General features: G+C 68.9%; 10 protein-coding genes. 7 read left to right on the forward strand and 3 right to left on the reverse strand.

The window, feature by feature from the left end:
- Positions 1–13 precede the first annotated feature (13 nt).
- From CFB43_RS25385 to CFB43_RS25410, 6 genes are all read left to right on the forward strand, one after another.
- Positions 14–3181, forward strand: coding sequence for an efflux RND transporter permease subunit (locus CFB43_RS25385; RefSeq protein ID WP_089497060.1), 3168 nt, complete (start codon positions 14–16; stop codon positions 3179–3181).
- A 36-nt stretch (positions 3182–3217) separates the two neighbouring features.
- Positions 3218–4447: an efflux RND transporter periplasmic adaptor subunit gene (locus CFB43_RS25390; protein ID WP_089442575.1), complete on the forward strand. Its 1230-nt coding sequence runs from the start codon at positions 3218–3220 to the stop codon at positions 4445–4447.
- Positions 4448–4452: 5 nt separating this feature from the next.
- Entirely contained in the window at positions 4453–5973 is a 1521-nt protein-coding gene (locus CFB43_RS25395; protein WP_089498139.1) for an efflux transporter outer membrane subunit, read from the forward strand.
- Positions 5974–6001: 28 nt separating this feature from the next.
- The gene (locus CFB43_RS25400) at positions 6002–6697 is read left to right on the forward strand and encodes a heavy metal response regulator transcription factor (RefSeq protein WP_011355331.1); all 696 of its coding nucleotides are present in this window, start codon (positions 6002–6004) and stop codon (positions 6695–6697) included.
- The gene (locus CFB43_RS25405) at positions 6694–8133 is read left to right on the forward strand and encodes a heavy metal sensor histidine kinase (RefSeq protein WP_089497061.1); all 1440 of its coding nucleotides are present in this window, start codon (positions 6694–6696) and stop codon (positions 8131–8133) included. Before CFB43_RS25400 ends, CFB43_RS25405 begins: the two co-directional genes overlap by 4 nt.
- Before the next feature lie 109 nt (positions 8134–8242).
- A complete protein-coding gene (locus tag CFB43_RS25410; RefSeq protein ID WP_089442578.1) occupies positions 8243–8830 on the forward strand; it encodes a LysE family translocator in 588 nt (195 codons plus the stop codon).
- Between the two features lie 10 nt (positions 8831–8840).
- Here the strand turns inward: CFB43_RS25410 and CFB43_RS25415 are convergent, their stop codons facing one another.
- Positions 8841–9686: an AraC family transcriptional regulator gene (locus CFB43_RS25415; protein ID WP_089497062.1), complete on the reverse strand. Its 846-nt coding sequence runs from the start codon at positions 9684–9686 to the stop codon at positions 8841–8843.
- A gap of 175 nt (positions 9687–9861) precedes the next feature.
- On the opposite strand from CFB43_RS25415, the gene CFB43_RS25420 reads away from it, so the two are divergent.
- Positions 9862–10656, forward strand: a complete 795-nt coding sequence (locus CFB43_RS25420; RefSeq protein ID WP_089497063.1) for an SDR family NAD(P)-dependent oxidoreductase — start codon at positions 9862–9864, stop codon at positions 10654–10656.
- A 27-nt stretch (positions 10657–10683) separates the two neighbouring features.
- On the opposite strand, the gene CFB43_RS25425 is transcribed toward CFB43_RS25420, so the two are convergent.
- Together CFB43_RS25425 and CFB43_RS25430 are read right to left on the reverse strand one after the other, a co-directional pair.
- Positions 10684–11058, reverse strand: a complete 375-nt coding sequence (locus CFB43_RS25425) for a hypothetical protein (protein WP_089442751.1) — start codon at positions 11056–11058, stop codon at positions 10684–10686.
- A gap of 214 nt (positions 11059–11272) precedes the next feature.
- Positions 11273–12343 carry an AI-2E family transporter gene (locus tag CFB43_RS25430; RefSeq protein WP_089497064.1) on the reverse strand — a complete coding sequence of 357 codons (1071 nt, stop codon included), beginning with the start codon at positions 12341–12343 and terminating at the stop codon, positions 11273–11275.
- Positions 12344–12377: the final 34 nt, after the last annotated feature.

Below are 12377 nucleotides of genomic sequence, written 5' to 3' on the forward strand. Positions count from 1 at the left end.
CCCCGCTGCCTCCATGTGGATCGTCAATCTCGCGCTCAAGCGCCCCTACACGTTCATCGTGATGGCCATCATGATCGTGCTGGCCACCCCGCTTGCGCTGATGCGCACGCCGGTCGACGTGCTGCCCGCGATCAACATTCCCGTGATCAGCGTCATCTGGAATTACAGCGGCTTCTCCGCGACCGAGATGACGAACCGCATCACGTCCGTGCATGAGCGGATCCTGACGACGACCGTCAACAACATCCAGCACGTCGAATCGACGTCGTTGCCCGGCATCGCGGTCGTGAAGGTGTTCCTGCAGCCGGGCGCGAACGTGCAGACGGCGATCGCGCAGACGGTCTCGTCCGCGCAGGCGATCGTACGGCAGATGCCGCAGGGCGCGACGCCGCCGCTCGTGATCACCTATTCGGCGTCGAGCATCCCGGTGATCCAGCTCGGGCTGTCGAGCAAGACGCTCAGCGAACAGTCGCTCGCCGACATCGCGCTCAACTTCCTGCGCCCGCAGCTGATCACGGTGCCGGGCGTGCAGATCCCGTTCCCGTACGGCGGCCGCACGCGCGTGGTCGCCATCGACCTCGATCCGCAGGCGCTGCAGGCGAAGGGGCTCACGCCCGCCGACATCGTCAACGCGGTCAACGCGCAGAACCTCGTGCTGCCGACCGGCACCGCGAAGATGGGCCAGACCGAATACCGGATCGACACGAACGCGTCGGCCGACACCGTCGCCGACATCAGCAGCCTGCCGGTTCAGACCATCAACGGCGCGACCACCTACCTGCGCGAGGTGGCGTCGGTGCGAGACGGCTTCGCGCCGCAGACCAACGTCGTGCGCCAGAACGGCCAGCGCGGCGTGCTCATCTCGATCCTGAAGAGCGGCGACGCGTCGACGCTCAAGGTCGTGTCGGACCTGAAGGCGCTGCTGCCGAAGGTGATCCCGACGCTGCCCGAAGGGCTCACGATCACGCCGCTGTTCGACCAGTCGGTGTTCGTCAACGCGGCCGTCCAGGGCGTGATTCACGAGGCGCTGATCGCCGCCGTGCTGACCGCGATGATGATCCTGCTGTTCCTCGGCAACTGGCGCAGCACGCTGATCATCGCGATCTCGATTCCACTGTCGATCTTCACGTCGCTGATCGCGCTGTCCGCGCTCGGCGAGACCATCAACATCATGACGCTCGGCGGGCTCGCGCTTGCGGTCGGGATCCTGGTGGACGATGCGACCGTCACGATCGAGAACATCGAGCGGCACCTGCATCTCGGTACCAACCTGCACGACGCGATCCTCGAAGGCGCGGGCGAGATCGCGGTGCCCGCGTTCGTGTCGACGCTGTGCATCTGCATCGTGTTCGTGCCGATGTTCTTCCTGACGGGCGTCGCGCGCTTCCTGTTCGTGCCGCTCGCGGAAGCCGTCGTGTTCGCGATGCTCGCGTCGTACGTGCTGTCGCGCACGCTGGTGCCGACGCTCGCGATGCTGCTGTTCCGCCCGCAGCAGGCCAGCACCGGCTCCGGCCATGCGACGTCGCGCTTCGCGCGCATCCATCACGCGTTCAACGCGGCGTTCGAGCGGCTGCGGGCGTGGTACATCGTGCTGCTCAGCATCCTGCTGGTGCGCCGCCGCTTCTACGCGATGTGCTTCCTCGGCTTCTGCGTGCTGTCGACGGGCCTCGTGTTCGTGCTCGGCCGCGACTTCTTCCCGAATGCGGATTCCGGCAACATCCGGCTGCACATGCGCGCGCCGACCGGCTACCGGATCGAGGAAACCGCGCGCCTCGCCGACCAGGTCGAGCGCGTGATCCGCGAGACCGTGCCGCCCGACGAGCTCGGCGCGCTCGTCGACAACCTCGGCCTGCCGGTGAGCGGCATCAACCTGTCGTACAGCAACGCGGGCACGATCGGCACGCTCGACGGCGAGCTGCTGATCGCGCTCAAGCCCGGCCACCGCGCGACCCAGCACTACGTGCAGGCGCTGCGCCAAGTGCTGCCCGAGCGCTTCCCGGGCGTCGAGTTCTTCTTCCAGCCGTCGGACATCATCACGCAGATCCTCAACTTCGGCCAACCGGCCGCGATCGACCTGCAGGTGCTCGGCAACGATCTCGCGAGTAACATGACTATCGCGAGCGGCCTGATGAAAAAGATCAGGCAAATCCCCGGCGCCGTCGACGTGCACGTGCTGCAACGTAACGACGAACCGACCCTGCTGGCCGACATGGACCGTACGCGCATGCAGCAGCTCAATCTCTCCGCGCAGAACGTCGCGCAGAACATGCTGATCTCGCTGTCCGGCAGTTCTCAGACCACGCCGTCGTTCTGGATCAACCCGCGCACCGGCGTCCAGTACCCGCTGCAGATCCAGACCCCGCAATACAACATCGCGTCGGTCGACGATCTGCTCGGCACGCCGATCTCGGCGAGCGGCCGCACGGGCATGCCGCTGCAACTGCTCGGCAACCTCGTGCAGGTGCGCAGCACCGCGAACCCGGCCGTGATCACGCACTACAACATCCGCCCGGCGATCGACGTGTACGTGAGCGTCGAAGGCCGCGACCTCGGCGCGGTGGCCGGCGAGATCGACCGCATCGTGTCGGATGCGCGCGCGACGCTGCCGCGCGGCACCGAGCTGACGATGCGCGGCCAGATCGAGACGATGCGCACGTCGTATATCGGCCTCGGCGCGGGCGTCGCGATGGCGATCGTACTGGTCTACCTGCTGATCGTCGTCAATTTCCAGTCGTGGCTCGACCCGCTGATCATCATCAGCGCGATGCCGGCCGCGCTCGCCGGCATCGTCTGGATGCTGTTCATCACCGGCACGCACCTGAGCGTGCCCGCGCTGACGGGCGCGATCATGACGGTGGGCGTCGCGACCGCCAACAGCATCCTGGTCGTGTCGTTCGCGCGCCAGCGCCTCGCGGACGGCGCGCCGCCGCTCACGGCCGCGCTGGAAGCCGGCGCGACGCGGATCCGGCCGGTGCTGATGACGGCGCTCGCGATGATCATCGGGATGGTGCCGATGGCGCTCGGCCTCGGCGAAGGCGCCGAGCAGAATGCGCCGCTCGGCCGCGCGGTGATCGGCGGGCTGCTGTTCGCGACCGTGTCGACCCTGCTGTTCGTGCCGCTGGTGTTCGGCGGCGTGCATGCGCGGCTGGCCCGCCGGCGTGCGCGCCAGGCCGGCCACTGACTTTCGTCCCACTACCCGGTTGATTTGGTTGAATTCATGGAAGAGAAACATCACAGCGCAGTCGGCATCCAGGTGGACGAACACGGCATGCACCTGCCGACACGGTCGTCGGTGTCGCGACGCGGGAAAATCGTCCTGGTCGTGATCGGCGTGCTGCTGGCCGCCGGCGCGGCGCGCACGATCGTCGTCAACGTGCTGAACCACAGCCGGCTCGACGCGGTCGCCGAGCAGAACACGCGCCAGTACGTGACCATCGCGCATCCGGTCGATGCGGCCACCGGCGGCAAGTTGACGCTGCCCGGCACGCTGCGCGGCTTCGTCGAGGCGCCGATCTATGCCCGCGCGAGCGGCTACGTGCTGCGCTGGCAGGCCGACATCGGCGCGCACGTGAAGCAGGGCCAGACGCTTGCCGAACTCGACACGCCCGAGCTGAACCAGGAACTCGCGCAGGCCACCGCGCAGCGCCAGCAGGCGCAGGCCGCACTCGCGCTCGCGAAGACGTCGTTCGACCGCGCGCAGCAGTTGCGCCAGCGCGATGCCGTCTCGCAGCAGGAACTCGACGACCGGCAAGGCGCGTTCAACCAGGGCACCGCGAACCTCGCCGCGGCCGATGCGAACATGCGCCGCCTCACCGAGCTGAAAGGCTTCCAGCGGATCGCCGCGCCGATCGACGGAATCGTCACGCAGCGCAACGTCGACGTGGGCGATCTCGTCAGTTCCGGCAACGCGGGCCGCTCCCTGTTCACGGTCGTGCAGGCCGACCGTCTGCGCCTCTACGTGCAGGTGCCGCAGGCGTACGCGCAGCAGGTGAAGGTCGGCCAGCACGTGAGCGTCGCGCAGGCCGAACTGCCGGGCCGGACCTTCGACGGGACGGTCACGCGCACGTCGGAGGCGATCGATGTCGCGACGCGCTCGCTGCAGATCGAGATCACGCTGCCGAACCCGGACGGCCGGCTGCTGCCCGGCGCGTACGTGCAGGCGACGTTGCCGATGACGCCGGTCGGCCGCCTGCAGGTGCCGGCCAATACGTTGCTGTTCCGCGCCGAAGGCCCGACGGTCGCGACCGTCGATGCGAACGGCCAGGTGCGCCTCAAGCAGGTGACGGTCGTGCGCACGATCGGGCAGACGCTCGAAGTCGACGGCCCGCTCACGCCGAACGACCGCCTCGTCACGAACCCGAGCGACGCGCTCGCGAACGGCGATCCGGTGATCGTCACGGCGCCGGCCGCGAAGCCGGCCTCCGGCGCCGCGGAGGCGAAGTCGTGATCGCGATGCGCCCCCGCCGGCGGCCTGCCGCCGTCTCCATCACGTCGATTGCGCTCGCCGCCGCGCTCGCCGGCTGCACGGTCGGCCCCGATTACAAACGGCCCGACGTCGACACGCCGGCCGCGTGGCGGCTCGACCCGGCGGATGCGTACTGGCACCCGGCCGCACCGGCCCGCGCGCCGCTCGACCCGGCATGGTGGACCGCGTTCGGCGATCCGCAGCTCGACGCGCTGGAAGCCGACGCGCTGCGCAACAACCAGACCCTGAAAGCCGTCGCCGCGCGCTACGACCAGGCGAAGGCGACGCTCGCGTCGGTCGCCTCGGCGCAGTATCCGGCCGTCGGCCTGAACGCGAGCGGCCAGCGCTTCAAGATCTCCGCCGACCGGCCGCAGACCAACTACGCGACGAAAAGCGCATCGACCGTGCAGAACGACATCCAGGTCGGCGCGGCCGTCAGCTACGAACTCGACCTGTTCGGCCGCGTGCGGCGCAGCGTCGAATCGGCGCAGGCGACCACCGAGCAGGCCGGCGACGATTTCGCGAACGCGCGCCTGGTGCTGACCGCCAATCTCGCGTCGAGCTATTTCGCGCTGCGCGAATTCGATACCGAGATCGACGTCGTCAAGCGCTCGATCGACCTGCAGCAGAAGGCGCTCGACTACGTGAGCGCGCGCCACGACCTCGGCGCGGTGTCGGGCCTCGACCTGCTGCAGCAGCGCGCGCAGCTCGACGCGACGCGCACGCAGGCGCAATTGCTGCTCCAGCAGCGCGTGCAGGTCGAAACCGCGATCGCGACGCTGGTCGGCACACCGGCCCCCGCCTTCTCGATCGCACCGCGCGTCGTGCCGATCAACGCGCCGGCGCTGCCGACCGGCCTGCCGAGCGACGTGCTGCAGCGGCGGCCCGACGTCGCGTCGGCCGAGCGCGCGATGGCCGCCGCGAATGCGCAGATCGGCGTCGCGCGCGCTGCGTATTTCCCGCGCATCACGCTGTCGCCCGATATCGGCTGGGACGCGACGCGCTTCGCCGGCCTGTTCACCGTGCCGGCGTTGCTGTGGTCGGTCGGCGGATCGCTCAGCCAGCCGCTGTTCGAAGGCGGCAAGCTGAAAGCCGGCGTCGATTTCGCGCAGGCCGGCTACGTCGCCGCGCAGGCCAGCTACCGGCAGACCGTGCTCACCGCGTTCCAGGAGGTGCAGAATGCGGTCACGGGACTGTCGGTGCTCGCCGACGCCGCGCAGCAGGCCGCCGCGGCCGTCGACGACGCGCGCAAGCTCGTGTCGCTCGCGCAGGATCGCTACGCGGGCGGCCTGACGCCGTTCATCGACGTGCTGACGGCCCAACAGCAGTTGCTGACGAGCGAGCGGCAGGCCGTGCAGATCCAGGGCCAGCGCGCGGCGCTCGTCGTGTTTCTCGCGAAGGCGCTGGGCGGCGGCTGGGATGGCCACACCGCGGGCGGCCCCGCTCCGGCCGAGGTCGCCACGGCAGCGCCGGTGCCAGCCCCGGCCCCGGCGCACCCGAGCCCTTAACCGGATTACCCGGACAACGGATTCGAACATGAAAGTCCTGATCGTCGAAGACGAACCGAAAGTCGTTGAATACCTGAAGAGCGGCCTGACCGAGGAAGGCTGGGTCGTCGACACCGCGCTCGACGGCGAGGACGGCGCGTGGAAAGCCGTCGAATTCGACTACGACGTGGTCGTGCTCGACGTGATGCTGCCGAAGCTGGACGGCTTCGGCGTGCTGCGTGCACTGCGCGCGCAGAAGCAGACGCCCGTCATCATGCTGACCGCGCGCGACCGCGTCGACGATCGCGTGCGGGGCTTGCGCGGCGGCGCCGACGACTACCTGACCAAGCCGTTCTCGTTCCTCGAGCTGATCGAGCGGCTGCGCGCGCTGACGCGCCGCGCGCGCGTGCAGGAATCGACGCTGATCTCGATCGGCGACCTGCGCGTCGACCTGATCGGCCGCCGCGCGACCCGCGACGGCACGCGGCTCGACCTGACCGCGCAGGAATTCCAGCTGCTCGGCGTGCTCGCGCGGCGCAGCGGCGAAGTGCTGTCGAAGACAACCATCGCCGAACTCGTGTGGGACGTGAACTTCGACAGCAACGCGAACGTCGTCGAAACGGCAATCAAGCGCCTGCGCGCGAAACTCGACGGCCCGTTCACGGACAAGCTGCTGCACACGATCCGCGGCATGGGCTACGTCCTCGAGGCGCGTGAGGACGGCGACACCGAGAGGCCCGCATGAAACGCTCGATCGTCCTGCGGCTGTCGGCGATGTTCGGCATCGTGTCGCTGCTCGTGTTCACGCTGGTGGGCTGCGGGCTGTTCGTGATGATGGAGCGCCAGCTGTTCGCCGAGCTGCGCGCGACGCTCGACACGCGCACCAAGGTGGCCGAGATGATCGTGTCGCATGCGACCACGGCCATGCGCGGGCGCCTCATGCAGGAAAAGCTCGCCGACCTCGAACCGCCCGACGGCTCCACGCACTACCAGGTCGACAGCCCGAACCCGGATTTCCGCTTCGGCACGCCCGTCGACGGCATGCCCGTCGGCGCGCCGTTCGGCGCGTTCCAGCGCTACGCGCTGAACCACAGCACCTACGACGTGATGACGAAGACCGTCACGGTGGCCGGCAACGGCGAGCGGCCGGCGCTGAAGCTGATCGTCGCCAGCTCGTGCGAGCGCACGCAGCGGATGCTGCGCCGCTTCGGCTGGACGCTCGCCGGGCTGATCACGATTGCCACGATCATCACGCTGCTGCTGAGCCGCGCGGTGGCCCGCTTCGGGCTCGCGCCGCTCGACCGCCTGTCGCAGGACGCCTCGGCAATCAGCCTCGCGAGCCGCCGCCAGCGGCTGCAGACCAACGCGCTGCCGCCCGAGCTGCGCGACCTCGCCACATCGTTCAACGGTGCGCTCGACCGCATCCAGCAAACCTACGCGCGGCTCGAGGCGTTCAACGCGGACGTCGCGCACGAGCTGCGCACACCGATCAGCATCCTGATCGGCCAGACCCAGGTCGCGCTGACGAGCCGCGACCGCACGGTCGAGCGGATGGAGCGGACGCTGCAGTCGAACCTCGAGGAATTCGAGCGGCTGCGCGTGATCATCAACGACATGCTGTTCCTGTCGCGCAGCGACCGCGGCGAACGCGCGACCGACCTGAAGGACGTGTCGCTCGCCGACGAAGTGCGGCGCATGCTCGACTTCCTCGAAATCCCGCTCGACGAAGCGCAGTTGCGCGCCGAGCTGCATGGCGATGCGCGCGCGGCCGTCGATCCGTCGCTGTTCCGCCGCGCGATGACGAACCTGCTGATCAACGCGATCCAGCATTCGGCGCCCGGCGCGACGGTCAGCGTGACGATCGTGCGCCGTGACACGCTCGTCGAAATGTCCGTCGCGAACCCCGGCGAGCCGATCGACCCCGCCCGGCGCTCGCACGTGTTCGAGCGCTTCTACCGGCTCGAGGAAGCGCGCGCGAACAGCAAGGAGAACCACGGGCTCGGGCTGTCGATCGTCAAGGCCGTCGCCGAGATGCACGGCGGCAGCGTATTCGTCGCGTGCTCGGGCGGCATCAACACGTTCGGCTTCTCGGTATCGACGAAACCCTGCGCCGGCGGCCCGCTGCCCCCGGCCGACCGCCACGAGACCCGGCCGGCGCACGCGCCGAGCGCGCTGCACTGACGACGGCGGCCGCGCGGCCGCCCGACGAGGGCAGTTTTCTTCAATACGGGCCCGTGCGGCGCCCGTAGTCTCGATGCGACTTTCGACCTTTCGCATGGAGACACACCCAATGAGCATGCTGGTTTCGATGGCCGCGTTCGCGCTCGCCTCGTCGATCACCCCCGGCCCCGTCAACATCGTCGCGCTCAGTGCCGGCGCACGCCACGGCCTCGGCGCGAGCCTGCGCTATGCGGCCGGCGCGACGCTCGGCTTCGTCGCGCTGTTCCTGCTGATCGGCCTCGGGCTGCACGCGGCGCTCGCGCGCTGGCCGGTGCTGACGACCGCCACGCAGTGGTCGGGGATCGCGTTCCTGCTGTATATGGCGCTGCGGCTCGCGCTCGATGACGGCCGGCTGTCGGCCGACCCGGACGTGGCCGGCCCGTCGGCGGCGGCCGGCGCGGCGATGCAGTGGCTGAATCCGAAGGCGTGGCTCGCGTGCGTGGCCGCGATGGGCGCATATGCGGCCGATGGCGACCGCACGCAGGTCTGGCAGTTCGCCGCGCTGTACCTGGTGATCTGTTTCGCGTCGATCGCGTGCTGGTCGTATGCGGGCGCGTCGCTGCGGCACCGGCTGGCGAACGCGCGGCACATGCGCGTGTTCAACCGGCTGATGGCGCTGCTGCTCGCGGGCAGCGCCCTGTTCCTGCTCGACGTGTAGCGCGTGCCGTTCAGTTCGTCGCGCTGCGGTATTGCCCGGGCGTCGCCGCCGCGATCCGCCGGAACGCGCGCTGGAAATGCGCCTGGTCGGCGAAGCCCGCGTCCAGCGCGACGTCGGCGATCGGCCGGCCGCGGCGCAGCTCCGTGCGGCCGTACTGCACGCGACGATCGATCAGGAACGCATGCGGCGTCATCCCGTAGCGGGCGTTGAACGCGCGGATCAGGTATGACGGCGACAGATCGGCCGCCGCGCAGATCGCATCGAGCGTGACGCCCTCGCGGCAATGCGCGGCGATGTAGTCGGCCGCGCGTGCGAGCCGGGCGTTGTCGTCCCCTGCGCGCGGGCCGGGCAGGTCGCGATCGAGCGCGCCGTGCAGCGCCGTGAAGAACTCGACCGCCGCGCTCTCCTTGCCGAGGGGATCGACGCCGGATGTGACGAGCGTGCGGTAGAAGCCGCCAAATTGCGCGAACAGGTCGTGCCGCTCCGTCAATTTCTGCGAAAAGCCGTGAAAATCGCCGTTCGGATCGCGGCCTAGCGAATGTTGAAGCCGCGCGAGCCACGGCACGTCGACATAGACCATCCGGTACGCCCATGCGTCGGGGCCATACGGATTGCACGCATGCACCTGTTCCGGATCGATGATCACGAGCACGCCGCGCCCGACGTGCGCGTTCGTCGCGCCGTTCACGTAGGTGCTCGTGCCGCCGACGATCGCACCCACCGAAAACGTGTCGTGCGTGTGCTTCGCGTAACAGATCGCGCGGCCGTCGTCGACGGTGCGCGCCTCGATGAACGGCAGCGCGGCGTCACGCCAGAACGGCGACGGGACGACGGATCGGTTGGCGGTACGGCTCACGCGGCGGGCTCCCGGTTCGGATGGCGAACGCTCACCGTACAAGACTGTGCGGCGCCGCGCAACCGGAGCGGCGGATCGCAGCTTCCATACCGGATCGCGCCGTTTCGCCTAAGCTTTGAATTCCGTCCGCCGCGGCACCCGCAGCGATTCCGTTCATTCCTCTCCCGTCACGCACATGCATATCGATCTGAAAGGCAAGACCGCGGTCGTCACCGCCTCCACCGCCGGCATCGGGCTCGCGATCGCCGAAGGGCTCGCGCGCGCCGGCGCACGCGTCGTCGTCAACGGCCGCAGCGATGCGTCGGTGCAGTCCGCGCTCAAGCACCTGCGCGCCGCCCTCCCCGATGCGGACTTCGACGGCGTCGCGGCCGACCTGTCCGATGCCGCCGGCGTTGCGCGCGTCACGCAGCACACGAGCGCGGCCGACATCCTCGTCAACAATGCGGGCATCTACGGCCTGAAGGCGTTCTTCGACATCGACGACGCCGAATGGGAACATTACTTCCAGATGAACGTGATGTCCGGCGTGCGCCTCGCGCGGCATTACCTGTTGGGGATGATCGAACGCAATGCCGGGCGCATCGTGTTCATTTCGTCGGAATCCGGCCTGAACATCCCGGTCGACATGATTCACTACGGTTTCACGAAAACCGCGCAGCTGTCGATCTCACGCGGCCTCGCGAAGCTCGCGGCCGGCACGAACGTGACGGTCAACTCGGTGCTGCCGGGGCCGACGATGTCGGACGGCGTGCGGGCGCTGCTGAAGGAAACGGCCGACGAAACCGGCCGCAGCGTCGAGGACGTGGCCGTGGATTTCGTGCGCAGCCAGCGCTCGAGCTCGATCATCCAGCGGCCGGCGACGCCGGAGGAAGTCGCGAACCTGGTCGTCTACGTGTGCTCGCCGCTCGCGTCGGCAACGACGGGCGCCGCGTTGCGGGTGGACGGCGGCGTGGTCGACACGATCGCCTGACGGCAGGCGGGCAAGGCCGCCGCCGCGCTAGCGCGACGCGGCCTTGCCCGGCTGGAGCGTGCCCTTGCGGTCGGCGTTCATGCAGGAATCGAAGCCGTATTGCGTGACGACGCCGGCCCGGTCGAACACGACGAAATATTCGCGGTGATCGTTGCCGTGCTCGATGAAGTAGTTGTAGCAGACGCCGTTGCCGTTGCGGACCATCCACACGCTGCGCGGATTGCCGGCGGCCCGGACGACATCGGCGCGCGTCGCGCCGTGCCGCGACGCGGCCCTCGCGAGCGGCGTGCGCGAATACGAGAATGGCAGCCACGAATCGAACCACGCGCAACCGTGCAACATCAGGCAGCTGGCGGCCAGCGACAGCGTCGCTGCGGGACGGGACATCGTAATCAATCGCATGCTTGGTGAGATCTGCTGCGCCATGCCGGCGTGATCGAAAGCGCCATGCTACTCGACCTTTGGGTCCGGATCGAAAAGAAATGTAGAGATCTTTATCCGAATCCTTGCATTGCAGGATCCGGCACACGCCTGAGCAGCATCCGTCGCGGCGGCCGATGCGCGCTTGAACGCGCATCCGTACCGCCGCTTCATGCCGCCGCCTCGGCGCGCATCGTCACGCGATCCATTCGGCCCACAGCATCGTCAGCACCGTCATCAGCGCGGGGCCGACGAACAGCCCGATCAGGCCGAACGTCTCGGCGCCGCCGAGGATGCCGAACAGCACGAGCAGGAACGGCAGCCGCGCGGAACTGCCGATCAGCACCGGCCGCACGAAGTGCTCGGCGACGAACACGACGACGAACCCGAGCACGGCCACCACGATGGCCCACATGGTCGCGCCCTGCACGAACAGCCAGAGTGCGGCGCCGCAGAACACGACGGGCGCGCAGAACGGCAGCATCGCGGCGATGGCCGTGACGAGGCCGAGCAGCGCCGCATGCGGGACACCGGCCAGCGCGTACGCGATACCGAGCAGCGCGCCCTCGCCGAGCCCGACGACGACGAGCCCCGTCACCGTGCCGAACACGGCCGCGACCATCCGCTCGATCAGCTCCGCGCCGCTGCGCCCGAACGCGCGCCGTGCGCCCTGCAGCAGCGCCCCCGACAGCTTGTGGCCGGCGCGCAGGATCACGAACAGCGTGACGAGCATGAAGCCGAATTCGAGCAGCGCGTGCGCGAGCTTCGTGCCGAACTGCCGGCCGAACGCGAGGAATTTCTCGCTGTTGACGCCGTGCATCGCGGTGGCCGCATGCAGCGGATGGGCGAGGTTGGCCTGCCACCATTCGGTGACCTGCGCCGCGCCGTAAGGCAGCCTCGCGACCACGTCCGGCACCGGGATGCCGTTTTCCTGGATCGTGCGCAGCCACTCGCGCAGGTCATGCACCTGGCCGATCGCCTGGGTCGCCGCGACGGCCACCGGCAGCACGACCAGCAACGAGATCGCCGCCGTGATGACGACCGCGGTGAGCGTCGGGCGGTTGCGGAACAGCCGGTGCGATTCGAAGCGCTTCAGCATCGGCCACATCGCGATGGCGATCACGCAGGCCCACGCGATGGCGGGAATGAAATCGCGGATCACCCACAGCGCGATGACCAGCAGCGCCGCAACCAGCACGGCGCGGGAAACCTGCTGCGTGCGCGGCCGTACGGCGGGCTCGGGAGACGACGGGACATGTGCGGCCATGGCACCTCTGTCGAAAAGAAAAAATGGCGGTTCG

The organism is Burkholderia sp. AU15512, from assembly GCF_002223325.1.
GTDB lineage: Bacteria > Pseudomonadota > Gammaproteobacteria > Burkholderiales > Burkholderiaceae > Burkholderia.